At 59.2% G+C, this 23,003-nt stretch carries 25 protein-coding genes; 12 read left to right on the top strand and 13 right to left on the bottom strand.

All coding sequences use genetic code 11. The features are described 5' to 3' along the window. Positions 1-60: 60 nt before the first annotated feature. The 3 genes from RBH10_RS20895 (at position 61) to trmB (ending at position 2,740) form a co-directional block, all read left to right on the top strand. Positions 61-480, top strand: a complete 420-nt coding sequence (locus RBH10_RS20895) for a helix-turn-helix domain-containing protein (RefSeq protein ID WP_045015492.1) — start codon at positions 61-63, stop codon at positions 478-480. 188 nt (positions 481-668) lie between these two features. Further along, entirely contained in the window at positions 669-1,931 is a 1,263-nt protein-coding gene (gene metK / locus RBH10_RS20890) for a methionine adenosyltransferase (RefSeq protein ID WP_045015226.1), read from the top strand. Between the two features lie 110 nt (positions 1,932-2,041). Further along, entirely contained in the window at positions 2,042-2,740 is a 699-nt protein-coding gene (trmB, locus tag RBH10_RS20885) for a tRNA (guanosine(46)-N7)-methyltransferase TrmB (RefSeq protein WP_281038050.1), read from the top strand. 12 nt (positions 2,741-2,752) lie between these two features. Here the strand turns inward: trmB and RBH10_RS20880 are convergent, their stop codons facing one another. Continuing rightward, on the bottom strand, positions 2,753-3,652 hold the full coding sequence (locus RBH10_RS20880; RefSeq protein WP_281038051.1) for a ribokinase: 900 nt from the start codon (positions 3,650-3,652) through the stop codon (positions 2,753-2,755). A gap of 52 nt (positions 3,653-3,704) precedes the next feature. Next, entirely contained in the window at positions 3,705-4,898 is a 1,194-nt protein-coding gene (locus RBH10_RS20875; RefSeq protein WP_281038052.1) for a DNA recombination protein RmuC, read from the bottom strand. A gap of 148 nt (positions 4,899-5,046) precedes the next feature. On the opposite strand from RBH10_RS20875, the gene def reads away from it, so the two are divergent. Genes def through truA form a run of 3 tightly spaced genes read left to right on the top strand, consistent with a single transcriptional unit; the run spans position 5,047 to position 7,341 of the window. Continuing rightward, the gene (gene def, locus RBH10_RS20870; RefSeq protein ID WP_281038053.1) at positions 5,047-5,559 is read left to right on the top strand and encodes a peptide deformylase; all 513 of its coding nucleotides are present in this window, start codon (positions 5,047-5,049) and stop codon (positions 5,557-5,559) included. Positions 5,560-5,605: 46 nt separating this feature from the next. Next, entirely contained in the window at positions 5,606-6,541 is a 936-nt protein-coding gene (fmt, locus tag RBH10_RS20865; protein ID WP_281038054.1) for a methionyl-tRNA formyltransferase, read from the top strand. Continuing rightward, positions 6,541-7,341 (top strand): tRNA pseudouridine(38-40) synthase TruA, encoded by an 801-nt coding sequence (gene truA / locus RBH10_RS20860; RefSeq protein WP_281038055.1) that lies wholly within the window; start codon positions 6,541-6,543, stop codon positions 7,339-7,341. The genes fmt and truA overlap by 1 nt, the downstream gene beginning before the upstream one ends. 21 nt (positions 7,342-7,362) lie before the next feature. Here truA and RBH10_RS20855 read toward each other — a convergent pair whose 3' ends face one another. Genes RBH10_RS20855 through dapD form a run of 3 tightly spaced genes read right to left on the bottom strand, consistent with a single transcriptional unit; the run spans position 7,363 to position 10,009 of the window. Then, positions 7,363-7,959: a hypothetical protein gene (locus tag RBH10_RS20855; protein ID WP_045015219.1), complete on the bottom strand. Its 597-nt coding sequence runs from the start codon at positions 7,957-7,959 to the stop codon at positions 7,363-7,365. Then, positions 7,943-9,139 carry a succinyl-diaminopimelate desuccinylase gene (gene dapE, locus RBH10_RS20850; RefSeq protein WP_281038056.1) on the bottom strand — a complete coding sequence of 399 codons (1,197 nt, stop codon included), beginning with the start codon at positions 9,137-9,139 and terminating at the stop codon, positions 7,943-7,945. The genes RBH10_RS20855 and dapE overlap by 17 nt, the downstream gene beginning before the upstream one ends. Before the next feature lie 15 nt (positions 9,140-9,154). Beyond that, the gene (dapD, locus tag RBH10_RS20845) at positions 9,155-10,009 is read right to left on the bottom strand and encodes a 2,3,4,5-tetrahydropyridine-2,6-dicarboxylate N-succinyltransferase (RefSeq protein ID WP_003493576.1); all 855 of its coding nucleotides are present in this window, start codon (positions 10,007-10,009) and stop codon (positions 9,155-9,157) included. A 143-nt stretch (positions 10,010-10,152) separates the two neighbouring features. Between dapD and RBH10_RS20840 the strand changes: the two genes are divergently transcribed. Beyond that, positions 10,153-11,013: an LOG family protein gene (locus RBH10_RS20840; protein ID WP_045015491.1), complete on the top strand. Its 861-nt coding sequence runs from the start codon at positions 10,153-10,155 to the stop codon at positions 11,011-11,013. 168 nt (positions 11,014-11,181) lie between these two features. Continuing rightward, on the top strand, positions 11,182-13,527 hold the full coding sequence (locus RBH10_RS20835; RefSeq protein WP_281038149.1) for a methyl-accepting chemotaxis protein: 2,346 nt from the start codon (positions 11,182-11,184) through the stop codon (positions 13,525-13,527). A gap of 71 nt (positions 13,528-13,598) precedes the next feature. Here the strand turns inward: RBH10_RS20835 and RBH10_RS20830 are convergent, their stop codons facing one another. Then, positions 13,599-14,543 (bottom strand): nucleoside hydrolase, encoded by a 945-nt coding sequence (locus RBH10_RS20830; RefSeq protein ID WP_281038057.1) that lies wholly within the window; start codon positions 14,541-14,543, stop codon positions 13,599-13,601. 212 nt (positions 14,544-14,755) lie between these two features. Here RBH10_RS20830 and RBH10_RS20825 point away from each other — a divergent pair, with 212 nt between their 5' ends. Continuing rightward, the gene (locus RBH10_RS20825; protein WP_045015216.1) at positions 14,756-15,181 is read left to right on the top strand and encodes an Hsp20 family protein; all 426 of its coding nucleotides are present in this window, start codon (positions 14,756-14,758) and stop codon (positions 15,179-15,181) included. Positions 15,182-15,237: 56 nt separating this feature from the next. Continuing rightward, a complete protein-coding gene (locus RBH10_RS20820; protein WP_281038058.1) occupies positions 15,238-15,495 on the top strand; it encodes a DUF1150 family protein in 258 nt (85 codons plus the stop codon). A gap of 42 nt (positions 15,496-15,537) precedes the next feature. Here RBH10_RS20820 and RBH10_RS20815 read toward each other — a convergent pair whose 3' ends face one another. After that, on the bottom strand, positions 15,538-16,119 hold the full coding sequence (locus tag RBH10_RS20815) for an EF-hand domain-containing protein (protein ID WP_281038059.1): 582 nt from the start codon (positions 16,117-16,119) through the stop codon (positions 15,538-15,540). 123 nt (positions 16,120-16,242) lie between these two features. Next, the gene (locus RBH10_RS20810; protein ID WP_281038060.1) at positions 16,243-16,956 is read right to left on the bottom strand and encodes a pyrimidine 5'-nucleotidase; all 714 of its coding nucleotides are present in this window, start codon (positions 16,954-16,956) and stop codon (positions 16,243-16,245) included. Positions 16,957-17,062: 106 nt separating this feature from the next. Between RBH10_RS20810 and RBH10_RS20805 the strand changes: the two genes are divergently transcribed. Then, complete coding sequence (locus tag RBH10_RS20805) at positions 17,063-17,980, top strand: DMT family transporter (protein ID WP_281038061.1); 918 nt, start codon at positions 17,063-17,065, stop codon at positions 17,978-17,980. 49 nt (positions 17,981-18,029) lie between these two features. Here the strand turns inward: RBH10_RS20805 and argB are convergent, their stop codons facing one another. Then, positions 18,030-18,914, bottom strand: coding sequence for an acetylglutamate kinase (argB, locus tag RBH10_RS20800; protein WP_045015213.1), 885 nt, complete (start codon positions 18,912-18,914; stop codon positions 18,030-18,032). Between the two features lie 358 nt (positions 18,915-19,272). Here argB and RBH10_RS20795 point away from each other — a divergent pair, with 358 nt between their 5' ends. Next, complete coding sequence (locus RBH10_RS20795) at positions 19,273-19,650, top strand: hypothetical protein (protein WP_281038062.1); 378 nt, start codon at positions 19,273-19,275, stop codon at positions 19,648-19,650. Positions 19,651-19,663: 13 nt separating this feature from the next. Here the strand turns inward: RBH10_RS20795 and yihA are convergent, their stop codons facing one another. From yihA to rpmH, 4 genes are read right to left on the bottom strand one after another with little or no spacing between them, the layout of a single operon-like run. After that, positions 19,664-20,317 (bottom strand): ribosome biogenesis GTP-binding protein YihA/YsxC, encoded by a 654-nt coding sequence (gene yihA, locus RBH10_RS20790; RefSeq protein ID WP_281038063.1) that lies wholly within the window; start codon positions 20,315-20,317, stop codon positions 19,664-19,666. Next, positions 20,314-22,113, bottom strand: coding sequence for a membrane protein insertase YidC (gene yidC / locus RBH10_RS20785; RefSeq protein ID WP_281038064.1), 1,800 nt, complete (start codon positions 22,111-22,113; stop codon positions 20,314-20,316). The genes yihA and yidC overlap by 4 nt, the downstream gene beginning before the upstream one ends. Next, on the bottom strand, positions 22,113-22,496 hold the full coding sequence (gene rnpA / locus RBH10_RS20780; protein ID WP_045015210.1) for a ribonuclease P protein component: 384 nt from the start codon (positions 22,494-22,496) through the stop codon (positions 22,113-22,115). The genes yidC and rnpA overlap by 1 nt, the downstream gene beginning before the upstream one ends. 36 nt (positions 22,497-22,532) lie before the next feature. Then, positions 22,533-22,670 carry a 50S ribosomal protein L34 gene (rpmH, locus tag RBH10_RS20775; RefSeq protein ID WP_052675362.1) on the bottom strand — a complete coding sequence of 46 codons (138 nt, stop codon included), beginning with the start codon at positions 22,668-22,670 and terminating at the stop codon, positions 22,533-22,535. Between the last annotated feature and the right edge of the window lie 333 nt (positions 22,671-23,003).

Genomic DNA, 23,003 nt, shown 5'->3' with positions numbered 1-23,003 from the left:
TTTCTTCGAATAAGTAATGAAACGAGATATCAACCCTTTCCGAGTGTCAGGATCCGCATGATGACCGAAAATAAGAAAAAGCCTAACCCCATCGACATTCATGTCGGAAGCCGAATTCGTCTTCGCAGAACCATGCTTGGCATGAGCCAGGAAAAGCTGGGTGAGAGCCTCGGAATTACCTTTCAGCAAATCCAGAAGTATGAAAAGGGCACGAACCGCGTTGGCGCCAGTCGCCTGCAGAACATTTCCGGGATTCTGAACGTGCCGGTTTCCTTCTTCTTCGAAGATGCGCCGGGCGATCAGGCTGTTGGCACGACGGGCATGGCGGAAGCGTCCAGCTCCAACTACGTGGTGGATTTTCTGTCGTCTGCCGAAGGCTTGCAGCTGAACCGTGCTTTCGTGAAGATTGCCGATCCGAAGGTTCGCCGCCGCCTCGTTGATCTCGTCAAGTCGCTCGCCGCCGAAGGAGATGCAGAGTAGCGCCTGCAAGCGACACCTCTATTTTCCAGCGTGTGGCGCTGGACACTCAACGGTCCGTAAGGGCCGTTTTTTTGTGCCAAATTAGAAAGGAATTCTCACATAAAGATATATTTATGTGGTTGTGTCCTTGTCTTTCGTGGCCGAAATGACTAACAAACTCGAAGACCGTTCTTTGAGGGGAATCCCGCATGCGTGCCAATTACCTGTTCACCAGCGAGTCCGTGGCCGAAGGTCATCCGGACAAGGTTTGTGATCGTATTTCCGATGAAATCGTGGATCTCATCTATCGTGAAGCGTCCAAGACGGGTGTCGACCCCTGGACGGTGCGCATCGCATGCGAAACGCTTGCGACGACGAACCGCGTCATTATCGCTGGCGAGGTCCGGGTTCCCGACACCCTGTTGAAAAAGGACAAGGACGGCAAGGTTCTCAAGGACGCCGCCGGCCACCCGGTCATCAATCCTTCGAAGTTCAAGTCGGCTGCCCGCAAGGCGATCCGCGACATCGGCTACGAGCAGGATGGTTTTCACTGGAAGACGGCCAAGATCGACGTTCTCCTGCATCCGCAGTCGGCGGATATCGCGCAGGGCGTGGACAGTGCTTCCGACAAGCAGGGCGACGAGGGTGCTGGTGACCAGGGCATCATGTTCGGTTACGCCTGCAAGGAAACGCCGGACCTGATGCCGGCGCCGATCTATTATTCCCACCGTATCCTGCAGCTGCTCGCCACGGCCCGTAAAAGCGGCGAAGGCGAAGCGGCAAAGCTCGGTCCGGATGCCAAGAGCCAGGTGACGGTTCGTTATATCGACGGCAAGGCAGCGGAAGCAGTGTCCATCGTTCTGTCCACGCAGCATCTTGATGCCAGCTGGGACTCGAAGAAGGTTCGCGACGTCGTCGAACCCTATATCCGCGAAGCTCTGGGCGATCTGAAGATTGCCGATGATTGCCAGTGGTATATTAACCCGACGGGCAAATTCGTCATCGGTGGTCCCGATGGCGATGCGGGCCTGACGGGCCGCAAGATCATCGTCGACACCTATGGTGGCGCTGCTCCTCACGGCGGCGGTGCATTCTCCGGCAAGGACACGACCAAGGTCGACCGTTCCGCCGCTTATGCCGCCCGCTATCTCGCCAAGAACGTCGTGGCCGCCGGTTTGGCCGAGCGTTGCACGATCCAGATCTCCTACGCGATCGGCATCGCCCAGCCTTTGTCGATCTATGTCGATCTGCACGGCACGGGCAAGGTCAGCGAAGACCAGGTCGAAGGCGCCATCCGCAAGGTCATGGACCTGTCGCCGTCGGGCATTCGCCGTCATCTCGATCTCAACAAGCCGATCTATGCCAAGACGTCTTCTTACGGCCATTTCGGCCGCAAGGCCGGCCGTGACGGCTCCTTCTCCTGGGAGAAGCTTGATCTGGTAAAGCCGCTCAAGGAAGCTTTGAGCGCATAAGCCTTGTCATTCGACGGCGATTGAGAGATACCGTTTGCACCTTTGTAACCCGCACAGCACCGTTCACCCGGCCTGTGCGGGTTAATTCTATTTGTTCTTGAGAGTATGACATGACGGAAGAGCGGCGTTCACGCGCAACGGAAGCTTTTTTTGGCAGGCGCAAGGGCAAACCTCTGCGCCACCAGCAGATCGATACGATCGAAAACCTGCTGCCCTTGCTGAAAGTCGATCTGGAAAGTGCGCCTCCGAAAAATCTCGTCGCGCTCTTTCCGGCGGATGTGAAGTCGGTTCGTCTGGAGATCGGTTTCGGCGGTGGTGAGCATCTTGCCCACCGCGCGGTTGAAAACCCCGAGACCGGCTTCATCGGCGTCGAGCCCTTCGTCAATTCCATGGCCAAGCTGCTGGCGAGCGTGCGTGAAGGCGAGCTGATGAATATCCGCCTTTACGACGATGACGCGACACAATTGCTGGACTGGCTGCCAGATGCGTCGATTGATCATATCGACCTTCTCTATCCCGATCCTTGGCCGAAGAAGAAGCACTGGAAGCGCCGTTTCGTTTCCGACGTCAATCTTGCCCGTTTCCATCGCGTGCTGAAGCCTGGCGGCAAGTTCTGCTTTGCTTCCGATATCGATACCTACGTCAACTGGACACTGCAGCATTGCGCCCGTCATGGCGGTTTCGAGTGGACAGCGGCAAGCGCCGAGGACTGGCACACACCCTATGCCAACTGGCCGGGCACGCGCTATGAGAACAAGGCGAAAAGAGAAGGCCGCAGTTCGGCCTATCTCACTTTCATTCGCACTTAACAGCTCGAACCGTCAGATATTCGCGTCCACTTCGGCTGCGACCGGAATGGAAGGCTGGGCGCCGGCGCGGGTGCAGGCGAGCGAGCCTGCAACGGCGGCGCGCTTCAGCGCCTTTTCGAAATCCATACCCTGATCGAGGCTGGCGGCAAGATAACCGCAGAACGTATCGCCCGCGCCGACGGTATCGACCGGCTCGATCTTGAGACCGGACGCCCTGAAGACCTTACCGTTGCGAATGGCGATCACGCCGTCGGCACCAAGCGTCACGATCAACGTCTGGCCGGTTTGTTCGTGCAGAGACTTGAGTTCGGTTTCCCGTTCGGCGGCTGAGAGCCCGCTTTTGCCAATCAGCAGCTCGAACTCGGTTTCATTTGCGATGACGATATCGGCAAGACCGGCGAGGCGCGGTCCATCGGCAGTCAGCGGCGCGGTATTGATAACGGTGGTGATGCGTTTCGCCTTGGCGGCCATCAGTGCCGCTTCGATCGCAGGTGCCGGTACTTCGAACTGAAGCATCAGAATATCGCCCGCTGCCATCTCCGCCACGGCTCTTGCGGCGTCGGATGCGGAGACTTCGCCATTGGCGGCGGGAATGACCGAGATCATGTTCTCCCCACCTTCACCGATAAGGATCACTGCCGTCCCCGTGGGGCCGGGCGCAGTCTTGACGAGCGACAGGTCGGTGCCGGCGTCGCGCAGCAATGTCAGCGCCGGTGCGGCAAAGGTGTCGTCGCCCGCAGCGCCCGCCATTTTGACCGTGGCACCGGCGCGCCGTGCGGCAAGCGCCTGGTTGGCTCCCTTTCCACCCGCTGCGGTGGAGAAGGTCTCTCCCGTCACGGTTTCACCGGGTTTGGGCAGGCGTTTGGCGGTAGCGACGAGATCCATGTTGATGGAGCCGAAAACAGTAATCATCAGGGCATGTCCGTATAAAATTCAAGCAAGGCGGCGACTTTGCCCGAGGCGATCACTCGTCGTCAACCACCCGCAGTTTCGCCGTTCCCGCCCTGTTCTCCGCAAAGCGTCGAGCCTGCTCGATTTCCCCGTGAGAGGTCTCTTTTTCCGTCGGCGAAAAATCGAGGCCCTCGATCTTCTGGCCGCGCGCCAGCACCTTGTCGGAGGAGATCAGCATCATGTCGACGTCTTTCTGCGCCAGCCCGAAATGGGCCTGTAGCTTGCGCGTCCGGTCGTCCAGCCGCCGCACATCGTCCATGAGAAGGGCAACTTCGCCCTGAATGAGATGCGCCTGTTCGCGCATGCGCTGGTCCTTCAGCACGGACTGGATGACCTGCACCGACAGCATCAGCAGCGAAGGTGAAACGATGACGACGCGGGCGCGGTGGGCGCGTTGCACCAGATATTCGAAATGCTGGTGAATGTCGGCAAAGATCGATTCGGACGGCACGAAGATAAAGGCCGTATCCTGCGTTTCGCCGCGGATCAGATATTTCTCCGCCACGTCGCGAATATGAACTTCCATATCGCGGCGGAATTGCTGGGTGGCAGCCCGTTTGCCCTCGGGCGATTCATCCGCTTTCAGCGCATTCCAGGCCTCCAGCGGAAACTTGGCGTCGATGACGAGGGACGGCGCGTTGTTCGGCATCCTGATGATGCAGTCCGGCCGGTAACCATTCGAAAGCGTCGGTTGAAGCTGAAAGGCGCCGGCGGGAAGGGCATCGGCGATCAGCGCCTCCATCCGTGCCTGTCCGAAGGCCCCGCGCGTCTGCTTGTTGGAAAGGATCGCCTGAAGTCCGACCACATCCTTCGCCAGATCCTGAATATTGCCCTGAGCGGCATCGATAACCGCCAAGCGCTCCTGCAGGCGACTCAGATTCTCGTGCGTCGATCGGGTCTGCTCCGTCAACGTTTCTCCGAGGCGCTGCGACATGCCGTCGAGGCGCTGGTTGATCGTCTGACCCATCTCGGTCTGGCGTGTGCCGAGCGTCTCTGCCATCGCCGCGATCCGACCGTGCAACTCTGACTGGGTTTTCAACAGATCGGAAATTTCACCATCGGCTTCCGCTTTTTTCACACGACTTTTCGTGACCATCCAGAAGGCGGAAAGGCCGAAAACGAAAGCCGCAAGAAGCGCACCGAAGCTGATGTCGACGGAGCCGGCGCGCAAGGCGGGATCGAGGAGAAAAGAGAAATCGATGCTCATGGCCAAATCTATCAGATTTCCAGTGATTCGTAAGATCAAAACAAGAACATTCATGCGGCGGAATTGAGTCGGACAAAACCGGACGAAGCTGCCATTTCGCCCGCGTATTTTTTATTTCCTCCGCGCAAGAGATACGTTATGGGAAGCCATGACTATCAAACCGCTTATCATTTTGCCCGATCCCGTGCTGCGCCAGCAATCAAGGCCCATCGAACAGGTGGATGCCGAAGTGTTGCGCCTTGCCGACGATATGCTCGAAACCATGTATGATGCGCCGGGCATTGGCCTTGCCGCCGTTCAGGTCGGCGTGCCGCGCCGCATGCTGGTGATCGACGTTTCGCGCGACGACGAGGAGAAAAAGCCGGTCGTCTTCATCAACCCGGAAATCCTCAAAGTGTCCGACGATGTTTCGGCCTATGAGGAAGGCTGCCTCTCCATTCCCGATTATTATGCCGAGGTCGAGCGTCCCGCATCGCTGACGATGAGATATGTCGACCGTGACGGCAAGCAGCAGACCATCGATGCGGACGGCCTACTGGCGACATGCCTGCAGCACGAGATCGATCACCTGAACGGCATTCTGTTCATCGATCATATTTCGCGGCTGAAGCGCGAGATGGTCATCAAGAAATTCACCAAAGCAGCCCGCGCAAAGATCTGATCCGTCTCATTTGGGAGACGGAACGATATAAGGGGCAGGGGGCGATATGGCTCTTCGTATCATTTTCATGGGTACGCCGGAATTTTCCGTTCCCACGTTGCGTGCGCTGGTGGAAGCGGGTCACGAGATCGTTGCCGTTTATACCCAGCCGCCGCGTCCCGGCGGCCGCCGCGGCCTTGATCTGCAGAAATCGCCGGTGCATCAGGCGGCCGAGTTGCTGGGCCTGCCCGTGCTGACGCCGGTGAATTTCAAGGCTGAAGAAGACCGGCAGCAATTCAGAGAATTCGATGCGGACGTCGCTGTTGTCGTTGCCTATGGGCTGCTTCTGCCCGAGGCAATCCTGAGCGGTACGCGCCTTGGCTGTTACAACGGCCACGCCTCGTTGCTGCCGCGCTGGCGCGGTGCGGCACCCATCCAGCGGGCGATCATGGCCGGTGACGCCGAGACCGGCATGATGGTCATGAAAATGGAAAAGGGGCTGGATACCGGCCCCGTTGCATTAACCGCAAAGGTCGCGATCGGCGAGAACGTGACGGCAGGTGAATTGCACGACAGCCTGATGCTCGCCGGTGCCCGGCTGATGCGGCAGGCTATGGACAAGCTCGAAGCAGACGACTTGCCTCTCGTCGCACAGCCGGAAGAAGGCGTCGTTTACGCGTCCAAGATCGACAAGGGCGAGACCCGGATCGAATTTTCCCGGCCGGCGCAGGACGTGCACAATCACATTCGCGGCCTTTCACCTTTTCCCGGCGCATGGCTGGAAATGGAGATCGGCGGCAAAGCGGAGCGCGTGAAGGTTCTGGCGTCCGAACTGGCAAGCGGCATGGGAGAGGCGGGCGCGGCGCTCGATAATGCCCTCACCATTGCCTGTGGAAGTGGTGCCGTGCGGCTCACCCGCTTGCAGAAGGCGGGCGGCAAGCCGATGTCAGCATCCGATTTCGTTCGTGGCACACCGGTTCCCACCGCGACGAGGCTCGGCTGATGCCACGTTTCCGCATGACCGTCGAATATGACGGCACGCCTTACTTCGGCTGGCAGAGACAGGACAACGGCCCTTCGGTTCAGGGCGCGCTTGAAGCTGCCGTCCGGTCGCTGACCGGCGAAACCGTGTCCATTCGTGGCGCAGGCCGCACCGATTCCGGCGTGCATGCCGTGGGGCAGGTGGCCCATGTCGATCTTTCCCGCGAATGGGAACCCTACACGCTGCGCAATGCGTTGAACGCTCATCTGGCGATGGCGAAAGAGGCCGTGTCAGTTCTGGATGCGGCAGCTGTGACCGAAGATTTCGACGCCCGCTTCTCCGCGCTGCGCCGCCACTATCTGTATCGCATCATCTCGCGCAAGGCGCGGCTGGCGCTGGAGCACAAGCGCGCATGGTGGGTGTCGAAGGACATAGACCACGAGCGCATGCATGAAGCTGCGCAGATGCTCGTCGGCCGGCACGATTTCACCACCTTCCGCTCGGTCCATTGCCAGGCGAGCAGCCCGGTCAGAACGCTCGACCGACTGGATGTAACCCGCAACGGCGATCTCATCGAGATACGCGCAACCGCACAGAGTTTCCTGCACAACCAGATACGCTCTTTTGCCGGTACGCTGAAAATGGCGGGCGAAGGTTCCATGACGCCCGAGGATGTACGCAACGCACTGGAAGCGCGGGATCGCAAAGCCTGCGGCCCTGTCGCGCCGCCGGACGGTCTGTATTTCATGCAGGTCGATTATCCCGATGTCATTCCGCCGCGTCGACACACCAAAGCCGAAACGGCCGAGGATATGGACTGACGTCTATGGCGGCGTTGGTTCTCAGCTGGGATAGACGCCGAGAAAACGTTGCAGCGCTTCCGAGAGAAGCATGCCAGGCACCAGCAGGGTCATGACGATCGCCGAGACGAGCAAGGACTGGTCGCGGATGAAAAACCTCACGATCCGCGAAAAGGCGAAGACCAGCGACAGCAGAAGCGCCAGCCAGAGTATCGCGATCAGACCCTGCAAAGGTGGCAGAAAGAACGCGATCAGGATCAGCACCGCATAGGCGTAGGAAAACGGCAGCGAGAGCCAGTTCATGGTAGTGACGAGCGGTCCGAATTTTTCCCGTGCGCCGAAGGCAAACAGCAGCATGCCGATCAAAAGCAGCGGCACGATCCAGCAGATCGCCTCCACCATCGCCAGACGGAAAAAGTAGATGAACCCCGTTCCTGTTCCCGGCGGATAGCCGGCGAGGAAGGCGGCGCGCAGCCACAGCCAGGAAACCAGCATGGCGGGCAGGCACCAGAGGGCGGAATAGAAGGACCGCCACATGCCGCGTTCGGAAAGATCGAGATAACGCGCGCCGGTATGATCGCCGAGCAACAGCAGCCACAGGCCCTTCAGATAGAGCCCTACCTCACTTGCCGTCGGCATGCGCGAACCAGCGTTCGATAAAGGTCTCGTAAATGCGTGTCAGTGTCTCAAGATCGGCAACCGCCACGCGTTCATCAACCATATGCATGGTCTGCCCGACGAGGCCGAATTCCACGACCGGGCAATAATCCTTGATGAAGCGCGCATCCGACGTGCCACCGGTGGTCGAAAGCTTCGGCTCCTTGGCCGTAACGGCCTCAATGGCGCCGGAGAGCGACGAGATGAGCGCATTGTTGCGCGTCAGGAAAACATGGGCCGGGCGGTCAGCCCAGACGATCTCGTATCTGGCGGGGCTGCGGCCGGGACGCAACTCACCTTCGGCAGCAGCGGCACCGAGACGGCGGATGATTTCCGCCCGCAGGCTTTCCGCCGTCCAGCTATCGTTGAAACGGATGTTGAACGATGCCGTCGCCCGCGCCGGGATCACGTTGGTGGCCGCATTGCCGGTGTCGATGGTCGTTACTTCCAGATTTGACGGCTGGAAATCGTCGGTGCCGTGATCGAAGGGCGGATGCATCAGCGCCTGCGTCAGTTGCAGCAGCCCGCGAATGGGGTTGTCGGCCAGATGCGGATAGGCGGCGTGACCCTGAACACCATGAACGGTGATATGGCCGGAAAGCGATCCCCGGCGGCCTATCTTGATCATGTCGCCCAGCTGGTCCGGGTTGGTGGGCTCGCCCACCACGCAGGCGTCCCATCGCTCGCCCTTGGCGGCGGCCCATTCCAGAAGCTTGGAGGTGCCGTTGATCGACGGGCCTTCCTCGTCTCCGGTAATCAGGAAGGAGACCGATCCTTGCGGTTTCCCATGCTTTTCGATGTGGCGGGCAATGGCGGCGACGAAACAGGCGACGCCGCCCTTCATGTCCACGGCACCACGGCCAAACATTTCACCGCCGGCGATTTCAGCCGCAAAGGGCGGATGGCTCCATGCGGCCTCGTCACCCACCGGCACGACGTCGGTATGGCCCGCAAACATCAGATGCGGTCCTTCCGTGCCGAGCCGGGCGTAGAGGTTCTCCACATCAGGCGTGCCCGCTTCCGTCGCCACCATCTTTTCCACCGTAAAGCCGAGCGGTGAAAGCAGGGTGTCGAGCAGCGACAGCGCGCCACCTTCGGCGGGCGTCACCGAAGGGCAACGGATGAGGGCGGCAAGATTGGCAACGGGATCGGTCGTGGTCATGTCAGCAGCTTTTTATCAGTCGCGCAGAAGCTCGTTGATGCCGGTCTTGGAGCGGGTCTTTTCATCGACGCGCTTGACGATGACGGCGCAATAAAGGCTCGGGCCCGGCTCGCCGTTCGGGAAAGGCTTGCCCGGCATGGTACCGGCGACGACGACGGAATAGGGCGGTACTTCGCCATAGGTGATCTCGCCGGTGGCGCGATCGACGATCTTGGTCGACTTGCCAATGAAGACGCCCATGCCGAGAACGGCGCCTTCGCGCACGATGCAGCCTTCGACGACTTCCGAACGGGCGCCGATGAAGCAATTATCCTCGATGATGGTCGGGCCGGCCTGAAGCGGCTCCAGAACGCCACCGATGCCGACGCCGCCGGACAGATGCACGTTCTTGCCGATCTGCGCGCAGGAGCCGACAGTCGCCCAGGTGTCAACCATCGTGCCTTCATCGACATAAGCGCCGAGATTGACGAAGGAAGGCATCAGCACCACGTTCTTGGCCACATAGGCGGAACGGCGCACGACAGCGTTCGGCACGGCGCGGAAGCCCGCAGCGCGGAACTGGTTTTCGCCCCAATTCTCGAACTTCGACGGCACCTTGTCCCACCAGGTGGATTCGCCCGGTCCACCGGTGACGATTTCCATGTCGTTCAGCCGGAAGGAGAGGAGTACGGCCTTTTTCAGCCACTGGTTCACTTTCCAGTTCCCGTCCGCCTGCTTTTCGGCGACGCGGACCTTGCCGCTGTCGAGAAGTTGAAGAGAAGTGTTCACCGCGTCGCGAACCTCGCCCTTTGTCGAAACGTTCACACCGTCACGGTTGTCAAAGGCTGTTTCGATGATGGTTTCGAGGGAGGTGAGATCCGTAAGGCTCATGGAAAATTCCTTAAAGTCGCGTGTGTTCATGGTCACGGATGGTCCCGCGCCGCTGGAAGGCTCTGGCCATTTGATCTAAGGGAGTGTTGGAAAGGCGTCAATGTGATTTGGGTGATTTGGCGCGTCAGACGAAAGGCATGGAAATGACACGACTGAAAAACGGCAAATTGCGGCGCAAGGACGGGGTCTGGGATCCTTTGAAGCGCAGTGCTGCGGACAAACAGCAGGCCGAAGTCGTTCAGAAGACGCCGCAGTCGGATTCCGCGTCCTACCGGCTTGCCTATGTGGACATGGATTTTCTCTGCCGCGAGGAATTGCGCCCCGTCAGGCTGCAGCTGGAACTTCTGAAGACGGAAATGGCTCTGACCGAGCGCGGGATCAAATCCACCGTCGTCCTGTTCGGCGGCGCCCGTATTCCCGAACCGGGCGGCGCGGCCTGGGCGGCGCGCAACGAGACGCAGAAGCGCAATCTGGAGCAAGCCTCGGTTTATTACGAGGAAGCGCGCAAGTTCGCCCGGCTTTGCACTGACTATGGCGCGAAATCCGACCACCTGGAATATGTCGTGGTCACCGGTGGCGGTCCGGGTGTCATGGAAGCGGGCAATCGCGGCGCTGCCGATGTGGGAGGCCCGTCGATCGGCCTCAACATCGTTCTGCCGCACGAGCAGGCGCCCAACCCCTATGTCACGCCGGAGCTGAGCTTCAACTTCCACTATTTCGCCATCCGCAAGATGCATTTCCTCATGCGGGCGAAGGCCGTGGTGATCTTCCCCGGCGGTTTCGGCACGCTCGATGAACTCTTCGAGACGCTGACGCTGATCCAGACGAAGCGCATGGCGCCCATTCCGCTCATCCTGTTCGGAGAGAAATTCTGGCGCTCCGTCGTCAATTTCGAATTCCTGGCGGACTTCGGTACCATTGCGCCCGAAGATATGGAGCTGTTGCATTTCGCCGAAACGGCCGACGATGCATGGAACATCATATCCGCCTATTACGAACACTGATTTTTTGCTTGGCGCGGCGAAGTAATTTTAGGGCTTAATTAGCAAACATAACCTAATTTTTCCTCGTCGCGATGCAGCACACTGTCCCATTCTGGACGGGCCTCCATGACGGAGATTTCTCATCCGTTGACGCCAGCCTTTTCGGCTGGCGATTTGATCGAGGCCAAAATGTTCAATTTCAAAGTGAAGTCGCTTGCGACCAAGCTGATCCTTGTGACCGGCTGTGCAATCACCACGGTTCTTGTCGCATCGAATTCCTTCCTCATTTCCCAGACCAGCAACCGCGTCCATTCGCTGACCATGGATCAGGCGAACACCGAAGCGCGCGCCATCGCCAACGTCATCGCTGCCGATGTGGGTGAACTCGGCAGCGCCGCGCGCTCCATGGCGGGCGTCATCGGCCGTGCGCATCAGGCGAAATCGATGGACCGCCCCGGCATCGTCAACATCCTCAAGGCCAATGTTGAACAGAATGCTTTCGCTTTCGGAAGCTGGTTCTGTGAACAGCTCGGTCTTTTCGACGGACAGACCACGGAGATCGCCGACAGGCTAGATCTCGGCACCAATGCAACGGGTGCATTTGCCCCCTACTGGTCGAAGACCCAGAAGGGCGAGATCCAGTTTTCGACCTTCAAGAACGACTATGCGGCGGAATGGTATGCGCTGGCCGCCAAATCCGGCAAGGGCGCCATTACCCAGCCCTATCTCGCCGAAGGCACGGAAGTGCCCACCACCATGACCTCGCTTGCCTATCCCGTCATGTCTGATGGTAAGATGATTGGTGTGGCCGGTGTCGATATTTCGCTGGTTTCGCTTTCGCAGAAGCTGCAGGCGCTGCATCCTTTCGAGACCGGTCGCGTCACGCTCATTTCGCAGGGCGGCCAATGGCTGGTGCCGCCCACGCCCGAGCAGAACATGAAGGCCTATGACGGAGACGGTGCCAGCACCGTTCAGGCGGCTATAACCTCCGGCAAGCAGGGCCTGATCGAAAATCTCGGCCTCGATACCGACGCACCCTATAACCGTCTCGTCTATCCGTTCGCGGTTCCCGGCCTCAATGCGACCTGGGTAGTCCTGGTGGATATCCCCCACAAGGCGTTGAACGCGCCGGTGCAGGAACAGACCTATCTGATGATCCTCGGAGCGATCGTCATTCTCGCGGCCGTCATCGCTGCGCTCTATTTCGCGGTCCGCCATTTCGTCCGCAACCCGCTCGCTTCGCTGGTCTCTGACGTCAGAACACTGAGCGATGGCCGTTACGACGTACCGGTCTCCGGGCAGGAACGCAGGGATGAAACAGGCGCGGTCGCAACGGCACTGGAAGGCTTCCGGGCGAAGCTTGCCGGTATCCGCGAAATGGAGTCGGATGCCGCCGTCCAGCGCGACAACGCGGAAACGGAGCGCCAGCGGTCCGAATTCGAGCGCAGTGAGAACAGCCGGATGCAGCAACACATCGTCGGCGTGCTCGGCGCTGGTCTCAATGCGTTGTCGCAGGGCAATCTGACCCACCGGATCGAGGACGAGTTCCCCGGTGAATATGCCAAGCTGCGCAATGACTTCAACTCGGCGCTAGCCAGCCTTGAGGAAACCGTTTCCACCGTCAATGGAACGGTTGTCAGCATCGGCAACGGCACAGGTGAGATCACCCGCGCCGCCAGCGATCTTTCGCACCGCACCGAACAGCAGGCCGCAAGTCTGGAAGAAACCGCAGCCGCCCTCAACCAGCTGACCGCGCAGGTCAATTCCAGTGCGGAAAACGCAGCGCAGGCGGCCGGCGCCGTCAGCAATGCCTGCGACGACGCCGGCAAGTCGGGCGAAGTCGTGCAGCAGGCCGTCAACTCCATGCAAGGCATCGCGCAATCCTCGGCGGAAATCTCCCGCATCATCGGGGTGATCGACGAAATCGCCTTCCAGACCAACCTTCTGGCGCTGAACGCGGGTGTGGAAGCTGCCCGTGCCGGTGAGGCGGGCAAGGGCTTCGCCGTTGTCGCACAGGAAGTGCGTGAGTTGGCGCAACGCTCGGCCACCGCCGCCAAGGAGATCAAGGGTCTGATCAATACGTCGGCGACGCAGGTGGGCGAGGGCGTCCAGCTGGTTGGCAAGGCTGGTGAGACGATGAAAAAGATCGCCGATCAGGTTCTGCAGATCAACCAGCTGATACGGCAGATTTCGGCCTCCGCCAGCGAACAGGCGGTCGGCCTGAAGGAGATCAACTCCGCTGTCACCCAGATGGATCAGGTCACCCAGCAGAATGCGGCGATGGTGGAAGAAACAACGGCGGCAAGCGTGACGCTGAACAGCGAGGCTGAAACGCTGAAATCGCTCGTTGCCGGCTTCTCCGTGTCCGGCGGTCATTCCAGCCAGTCCAGCCAGCAATTGCGCACCACCGCGGCGGCAATGCGTGCGCCTGTAGCCCAGTCACAGGCATCGGGTCGCTCGGCTGCGACCCAACGTGCCCGCCCAAGAACCAGCGGCGCAAACGCGCTGGCGCAGGATGACTGGACCGAGTTCTGAGAATATCTTCCGGTTCCAAATGAAAGGGCCGCAGGTTATGCCAGCGGCCCTTTTTCATGTCTGCGTGCCCGTCAGAGGCGGGCGAAACGTTCCGTCAGCAATTCGAAGAAGCCGTCCGCATCCACATTGCGCATCACGCGGGCATTGGCGGGCCGTTCGGTCACGTGCCACCAGTCCACCACCGTCATGCCCATGGTCAGTTCGGAATTGACCTCGATCTCGACATTGCAATCGCGGCCCTGAAACAGTTCGGGCTTGAGGAGATAGGCAATGACACTTGGATCGTGCAGCGGGCCGCCGTCCGAACCGTATTTCTCGATGTCGAAGCGTTCGAAGAATTCCAGCATTTCCGCCATGGCGATTGCCGGGCGTGTGCCGATCTCGCGAATGCGGCTGACGCGTGCCTTGGTCGTCAGCAACTGGTGGGTCACGTCAAGCGGCATCACGACGATAGGCATGCCGGAACGGAAGACGATATCGGCGGCCTGCGGGTCAACATAGATGTTGAATTCCGCAGCCGGCGTGATGTTGCCGCCTTCGAAGAAGCCGCCACCCATCATCACCAGTTCCTTGACGCGGCCGGCGATCTCGGGGGCCTTCTGCAGCGCCAGCGCCACATTGGTCAGCGCGCCGAGCGTGCAGAGCGTTACCGTGCCAGCAGGTTCCCGCAGCAGCGTTTCGATGATGAAATCGACCGCATGCTGCTTTTGCGCCTCCATCGTCGGCTCTTCGAGAACCGGGCCGTCGAGGCCGGTGCTGCCGTGAACGTGCTCGGCGGTGATGGGCTTGCGCACCAGCGGCCGCTCGGCACCTTCATAGACGGGAATTTCGGTGCGTTCGCATAGTTCGCAGATGATGCGGATGTTGCGGCTGGTCAGTTTCAGCGGAACGTTGCCGGCGACGGCGCACAGTCCGAGAATTTCAATTTCTTCCGGGCTTGCGAAAGCCAGCATGATCGCTGCTGCGTCGTCCTGACCTGGATCCGTGTCGATGATGATTTTTCTGCGTTCTGCCATGTCTTGCCCGCCATTGAGATGAGGCGCTTTTTTCGAGCGCCGGACGCTCGTTTGTCAAGCCTCATTCCTCGGCGTGTCTGTCTTTGCCTGAGCGGGCTGTCTTGCGCATCGCGATTTCACTTCCCATATTGCCTAAAGCCGGTGCAATTGACCGGCAAGGTTGCCGGAAGCGGGACCGCGAAACGTCGCTTGGTTGCAAGGACCGTCACGATATGAGCCGCATGACGCCATTCACCCACCCGCTTTTGCTGGGTTTTGATGCCATGGAAAAAACGCTGGAGCGTATGGCGAAGGCCAATGACGGCTATCCTCCCTACAACATTGAACGTCTGCCCGGCGGCGAAGACGTGCCGGAGCGCCTGCGAATTACGATTGCAGTTGCCGGTTTTTCACAGGATGATCTGGATGTGACGACAGCCGATAACCAGCTGGTCATTCGGGGTCGCCAGCAGGAACAGGAAAAGCGTGATTTTCTCTATCGCGGCATTGCGGCGCGGCAATTCCAGCGGGTCTTCGTGCTTGCAGATGGCATGCAGGTGAGGGATGCGCGCCTGCGCAACGGCCTTCTTGCCATCGATCTGGTGCGGCCCGAAATTTCGAACGTGGTAAAGAAAATTAATATTTCCGTCTCAGAGTAGAACGTGAACGCCGGAATCCGACACGAATCGCTCGGCGTGAAGAAGGAGGCTGAAATATGCTTTTAAAAGAAGCGCATGCGGGTCTCACCCGGTCCCAGCTCGCCCATATCGGCGAGGGAGAAGTGGGATATATCCGTAAAATTCGCGCTGAAGACGTAAGCCGCTGTTTCCCGGAAGCGCCTGATCTCGATCCGCAACTGGACCTTTGGGCGCTGTTTGGCGCGGATGGTACGCCGATCCTCCTGACGGACAATCGTTCCAGCACGTTTTTCAAGGCGGCGGAAGACGATCTGAAAACTGTCAGCCTGCATTGAAAAGAAAAAAGCCCGCCGATTGAGCGGGCTTTTCTTATGGGATCAAAGGAATGGGCGGTCCGGCATATCGTCGATCGAGATGACGCCGTCCTTGTTCCTGTCCAGCCGTTCGAACATTTTTTCGCCGGCTGCGGTGAACTCGGCCTTGCTGACCTGACCGTTTTCATCGGTGTCGGCCATGCGGAACATTGCAAAGGCCGCACCCTTGCCGCCGTGTTTGCCCCAGCCCTGACGATCGCCATGTTCGCGTTCGGCGCGCTTGCCTTCGGGGCGCTTGGCTTCGTCACCCTCGGGGCGCGGGTGGGCGGCGCGGAACGCCTCCATTTTCGCCTGGCGGTACTCACGCATTTCCTTCGGCGTGATCGAACCGTCCTTGTCCTTGTCAATCTCGGCAAAAAGCGCGTCCTGGCGTGCGGCGAACTCTTCCTTGGTAATCTTGCCGTCCTTGTTGGTGTCGGCCACCTTCAGAAGGTGAACGTACATCAGTTCCGGGCGGAACGGCATGCGATCGCCGTGGCCTTTGCCGTGTGGGGGCGGGGCGGCAAAACTTGCCGTCGCGGCCGAGCCGAGCAAAAGGGCTGCGCCAAGAGCAGAGAGTGCGATTTTTCGTGTAGACATCGTCATTACCTTCCGTTGGGTGTCCCTGGGAAAGAAGATAGTGACGTAGGCGGCAACCCACTACTTAAACATCCGTAAGGTGGATGAAGCTTCGGTAATGTCGCCTGCGCGCTATTTCGACAATGTCTGTCAGCGGGTGATCGTTTTGGTCAGGAAACCGGTGAGATCGTCGGTAATGTAGTCGATATGCTCATCCGTCGCAGTGGGGATCTCCCAGCGCTCCATGATGACGCCTTCGAGGTTCGAAGGAACGAGCAGCACGGTCTTCATGCCGAGCGCCTTGGGTGCGGCAAGGTTGCGCGGCAAGTCTTCGAACATGGCGGCTTTTCTGGTGTCGAGCTTTGCAAGTGCCGCAAACTTTTCGTAGGTCGCACTGGCAGGCTTCGGCAGGTAGTTTGCAGCAACGATATCGAAGATATCCTCGAAATGATCGAGAATGCCAAGTGCGCCGGCAGCCGCCTGCGCATGTTTGACGCTGCCATTGGTCAGGATGAACTTGCGGCCCGGCAAAGCCTTGATCGCCTCGCCGAGTTCCGGATGAGGCTTGAGAGCCGAATAATCGATGGCGTGCGCGCGTTCCAGAAACTCGTCCGGGCTGATGCCGTAATGGATCATCAGGCCCTGAAGCGTGGTGCCATGCTCATGGTAATAACGCTTCTGCAAGGCGCGGGCCTCGTCGGGATCAAGCTTCAGAAGCTCCGCCACGTAAGCCGTCATGTTGCGGTCGATCTGGGAAAACAGATTGACGTGATGCGGATAGAGCGTGTTGTCGAGGTCGAAGACCCATTCGCTTACATGGGCGAAATCGGCGGCATCGGGCAGGTTTTTCGGCTTTGTGTCCATGGGCGGCTTTATGCCCGTTTCGGATGCCGAAGAAAATCGAAAAGACGACGATCGACGAGAAAATCGGGCTTGGCCGTCGCCCTCGCCGCATGATACCGCCAAGGCCATGGAACTCTGGATAGGCATCACTTTCGCAAGCGCGTTCTTGCAGAACCTGCGCTCGACCCTGCAAAAACATCTGAAGGGCATGATGGGCACCACAGGTGCGACCTTCGTGCGCTTCGTTTTCGGAATGCCCTTCGCTCTTTCCTATCTCGGTTTTCTACATATCGCGCTCGGCCGGCCGCTGCCCGTACCGAACATGTCATTTGCCGTATGGGCGATGACCGGGGCCATGGCGCAGATCGCCGCCACCTTCCTGCTCGTTCACCTGTTTTCTTTTCGCAATTTCGCGGTCGGCACGGCCTATTCACGCACCGAACCGGCGCAAGCGGCGTTGTTTGCGCTGATTTTCATCGGTGAGAGCGTCAATGGTGGAACCCTGGCGGCCATTGCCATTTCGGTGACCGGCGTCATGCTTATTTCGGTCGCGCGCACGGAAGTGACCCCCGCCTCCTTTTTGACGTCCATCTTCAGCCGGACGGCGGGCATCGGCCTCGCCTCGGGTGCTTTTTTCGGTCTGTCGTCGGTCGCCTATCGTTCGGCCTCATTGGCGCTGGCTCCCAGCCTGCCGACGCCTGACGCGGTGATGCAGGCCGGCTTTACCCTCGTCGTCGTCATCGTGACGCAGACCCTGTCGATGTTCTTATGGATCGTATGGCGGGAGAGGGACGAATTGCGGCGGATCGCCAAGGTGTGGAAACCCTCGCTCGCGGTCGGTTTTGTGGGCGCCACGGCGTCATTCGGCTGGTTTACGGCGATGACGTTGCAACAGGCGGCCGTGGTGAAGGCACTGGCGCAGGTGGAGATGCTTTTCGCCTTCGCCTCGACGGTGCTCTTCTTCAAGGAGAAGATCAACCGGCTCGAATTTTCCGGCTGCCTGCTGATCGTGCTGGGCGTGCTGTCACTTCTGCTGTTCGGCTGAAAATGCCGTCTGTGGCGGACGGGCTTTGCCGTCCGCCACATGAACCGTATCAGGGCACGATGAGCGTGCCGGCGCCTTCCGTGAAGATTTCCAGAAGAACGGAGTGGGCGGTCTTGCCGTTGAGGATCACCACGCCCTGAACACCGGCCTTGATGGCCTCGATGCAGGTCTCGACCTTCGGGATCATGCCACCGGAAATCGTGCCGTCCTTGATGAGCGCGCGCGCCTGGGAGACCGTCAGTTCCTTGATGAGTTCCTTGTTCTTGTCGAGAACGCCGGGAACGTCGGTGAGAAACAGCAGACGCGAGGCGTGAAGCGCACCCGCAATCGCGCCAGCGAAGGTATCGGCGTTGATATTGTAGGTGGCGCCATCGCGGCCCGGCGCGACGGGAGCGATGACCGGGATCATTTCCGACTTTGCGAGCAGGTCGAGCAGGGTGCGGTCGACTTCGGTGACTTCGCCGACGAAGCCGAGATCGAGCACACGTTCAATATTGCTGTCAGGATCGATGACGGTCTTTTTCGCCTTTTCGGCGAAGACCATGTTGCCGTCCTTGCCGCACAGGCCGATGGCCCATTCACCCGTCTGGTTGATGAGCGCGACTATTTCCTTGTTGATCGAGCCGGCCAGAACCATCTCGACGATCTCGACTGTCTTGGCGTCGGTGACGCGAAGGCCGCCTTCGAACTTCGATTCAATGCCCATCTTCGTCAGCATCGCGCCGATCTGCGGGCCGCCGCCGTGCACGACGATTGGATTGATACCGGACTGCTTCAACAGGGCGATATCTTCCGCGAAAGCCTTTCCAAGCGTGGAATCACCCATGGCGTGACCGCCATATTTCACCACGATAGTCTTGTTCTCATATTTCTGCATAAAGGGCAGAGCCTGTGCGAGCAGCCGCGCCTGAGTCTCGCTTTCGGAAGCAGTCATGGAAAAACCTCGGTCTGTGGTTGCGGCCCTTGAGAGCCTTTCATCGCTCTACAACATCGACGCAAAAATCGGAATCGATTTTTGCAGTGCAGGATGCACGGATTCGCCCAGCGGGAGCGTTTGCAAGGACAGGTGAATGCGCGCTTTGGATGAATGAAAGGAACTCCGGGCCTTATTGTGTCTGCGCATAGTAAAATTCTACTTTCGGACACTCGGGAGCGCGTAATAAGATTGACATAAAGCGCCAATCGGACCAGCCTTGTGGCAGCAGGGGAGGGGTTATTCAGCAGGGCGACGGAGGATCGTCGTGCGTCGTGAAAACGATGCTGGCCTGAACGACCGAGGAGTTTGAAAACATATGACGGCACCGGATCGAGACAAGCAAAGCGGTTTGCGGGACGAAGTGCTCGCTGGCGAATATGTGCTGGGTGCCTTGCCGCCGGAAAGCATGGCGGAGCTTGCAAAACGCGTTAAACGCGACCGCCAGTTCGCCGCCATGGTCAGGCGCTGGCGGGAAAATCTGGCGGAAACCGAATATCGCGAAAGGGCGAGTGTTGCAGCGCTGCTTGATATGGATCCGGCCCGCTCCGGCCTGCCTTTCAAGGGTCAGCCGCTGCGCAATGGCAGCATGTTCGTCGCCATGTTTTCGGAAGTCTGGAATTCCGTACGTTTCTGGCGGCTTCTGGCATTGACGGCGATGCTCTGGACCGCCGTCTTGCTTTTCACCATCGCCTGAAGGCGATGGTCTTTTAGAGAGAAACCGTTCGTACGATCTCGGCGCGCAGGCTATCCAGCCCGAAGGATTTTTCCGACGAGGTGGCGAGAACTTCCGGATAGGCGGCGGGACGCTTGCGGATTTTCTCCAGCGTCTCATTGATCAGCCGGGGAACGCCAACGTCCTTGATCTTGTCCGTCTTCGTTAGCACGACCTGATAGGACACGGCCGCCTTGTCGAGCAGGCCCAGAACCTCTTCGTCGTTCTTTTTTATGCCATGGCGGGAATCGATCAGCACGTAAACGCGCTTCAGCGTCGCCCGTCCGCGCAGATAGTCGAAGACGAGCTTCGTCCAGGCATCGACATGGTCCTTGGGCGCCTGCGCATAACCGTAACCCGGCATGTCGACCAGCGCCATCGGCGGCAGGTCGCCCGGCTCGCCCGAATAACCTTCAGGAACGAAATAGTTCAGTTCCTGTGTGCGTCCGGGCGTGTTGGAGGTGCGGGCAAGCCCCTTGTGGCCCACCAGCGCATTGATGAGCGAGGACTTGCCGACATTCGAACGTCCGGCGAAGGCAATCTCCGGCGGGCCTTCGGGCGGCAGGAATTTCATCGCGGGAACGCCGCGGATGAATATCCAGGGTCGCCCGAACAGGGGCTTTTCGGTTGCCGGACCGGTTTCACTCATTTCGATTGCACCGGCTTTCGTTTGAACAGCCCTTTGAGATTATCGAACAACTCGATCTTGGCGCCGTGACGCTTCATGATAAGGGCCTGCTGGCTGATGGAGAGCGTGTTGTTCCACGCCCAGTAGATGACCAGGCCGGCGGGGAAAGAGGCCAGCATGAAGGTGAAGATCAGCGGCATCCAGGTGAAGATCATCGCCTGTGTCGGATCGGGTGGCGTCGGGTTCATGCGCATCTGCAGGAACATGGTGATGCCCATGACGAGCGGCCAGACACCGATCATCAGGAAGTGCGGCACGTCGTAAGGCAGAAGGCCGAACAGGTTGAACAGCGACGTCGGATCCGGAGCGGAAAGGTCGTGGATCCAGCCGAAGAACGGTGCATGCCGCATTTCGATGGTGACGTAGATGACCTTGTAGAGTGCGAAGAAGACCGGGATCTGCAGCAGCATCGGCCAGCAGCCGGCAACCGGGTTGATCTTCTCTTCCTTGTAGAGCTGCATCATCGCCTGCTGCATGGCCATGCGGTCATCGCCATGCTTGGCCTTCAACTCTTCCATCTTCGGCTGCATCCGCTTCATGTTCGCCATGGATGCATATTGCTTGCTGGCGAGCGGGAAGAAGAGGGCCTTGACGACGATGGTGGTGAGCAGGATGGCCACGCCGAAATTACCAAAATAACGGAAGAAGAAATCCATCATTTTGAACATTGGCTTGGTGATGAAGTAGAACCAGCCCCAGTCGATCAGGAGGTCGAACTTCGGAATGGAATATTCGGTTTCGTAACGGTCAACCAGCGGCACTTCCTTGGCGCCGGCGAAGACAAGGCTCTTCAGTTCGATAGACTGGCCGGGCTCGACCGTCATCGTGTCGCTCTTGAAATCGGCCTGGTAGCTCGGCTGATTGCCCTTGATGTGCGAGTAACGCGTTTCGAACGGCGTCATCTGCGGCGGCACAATGGCAGCGGCCCAATATTTGTCGGTGATGCCGAGCCAGCCGCCGGTTGCCTTTGCAACCGTTACCGGGGTTTCTTCGACGTCCTTGTACTTTTCTTCCGTCAGGCTGCCATCTTTGCCAGAGACGCCGAGGAAGCCTTCATGGATGACGAAAACGGGCGGTATTGCCGGCTTGTTGTTGCGCGTCACGCGGCCATAGGTGGCGAAGGAGACGGCTGCCTGTCCGGGGTTTTCGACCTTGTCGTTGACCGTGATCATGTAATGCTGATCGATCGAAACGGTACGGGAGAAAACGACGCCATTCTGGTTGGTGTACTTCAGGGTGACCGGCGTGGTTTCCGTCAGCTTGTCGCCGCTTGCGAGTGCCCAAACAGTCGAAGGACCGGGAACGCTGCCAGCATCGGCGCCGCCGACATAACCGAGTTCGGTGAAGTAGCCGTCCTTGGTATCGGAAGGCGAAAACAGCGTGATGATCGGGCTCGAGTCATCAACGGTCTCATGGTAGCCCTTGAGCCGGATGTCATCGAAGCGGGCGCCGGTCAGATTGATCGAGCCGGCGATGGCCTTGGTGTCGATGGCGACACGCTGGCTTTTTGCAATCGCTTCTTCACGCGTCGCCGTTGCGGCGGCCTGCGTGGAGGAGGCAGGCGGTGCGCCGTCGACGGTCGCGCCGGGTGCGGCACCCGGTGCCTGCTGTTGCTGCGTCGTCTGCTGCTGCGCCTGGCGGGCCTCTTCGGCGCGGCGCTGCTGATCGATGCGCGGATTCATGTAAAGGAATTGCCAGGCGAGGACGATGACAACCGAAAGGGCTATCGCGATGAAGTAATTGCGGTTCTTTTCCATCATTCTTTCCTGGAGCGGGTGTCCTGGGACCGTTTCGGTTTCGCCGTTCCTTCAATTCGCTCGGTAAGGAGAGACTGAAGTTTTGGGAAGGCCGTCTCGAGCACGTCCCTGCGGGCGACAATCACATAGTCATGGCCGGGCTTCATTGCGAATCCGGCAGAAAGCCTGACGGCTTCCTTGAGACGGCGGCGCATGCGATTTCGCTCGACCGCGTTGCCTTGTCTTTTCGTTACGGTGAAACCGACCCGAGGTTCGGTTTCCGGGGCTTTCCGGTCGAGGACTTCCAGAAGAAAGGTGCCTCCCCGCCGCTTTTCCCCCGTCTGAACGGCAAGAAAATCCGACCGGTTTTTAAGCCGGCCGGGCAGTTTTTTTGTCTTGCTCATGTGCCCGCGACTTTCATCGGGCCACAGAGACGGCAATTAAGCCGACAGACTTGCGCGGCCGCGCGCACGGCGGGCTGCGAGAACTTTGCGACCGCCGGCAGTAGCCATACGGGCACGGAAACCATGACGACGCTTGCGGACAAGCTTGGACGGTTGGTAGGTACGCTTCGACATTTATTTAATACCGCGGTGTGCGGCCCTTCTTGAATTTGCACTATTTGCAAGAGCGTTTCGTTTTTTGCACGGCTAACCCCGCCTGGGCGAGCTTCTAATGGCCGAGCGTGCGCGGCTTATAAGGGCATAGGCTGAGCAAAGTCAATTGCCGAAGGGGTTTTCGCGGTTCACCTTTTGCGGAAGCGCCCTGAAATCGGCTTCGCACACGGGCGCTGCGGGCGCGATCCGTCTTGCGATCGGTAAATTCTGAAATTCTTTCTTAAGACGGCATTGATAAATATTGTCATGGGAAAAGTTATGCCAGCTTCCCAATTTCCATCGTGCGGCTGGCTT

The organism is Rhizobium sp. AN73 (assembly GCF_030757975.1).
Taxonomy (GTDB): domain Bacteria; phylum Pseudomonadota; class Alphaproteobacteria; order Rhizobiales; family Rhizobiaceae; genus Agrobacterium; species Agrobacterium arsenijevicii.
The sequence above is the reverse complement of the archived record's forward strand: the minus strand, read 5'-3'. Positions and strand labels throughout refer to the sequence as shown.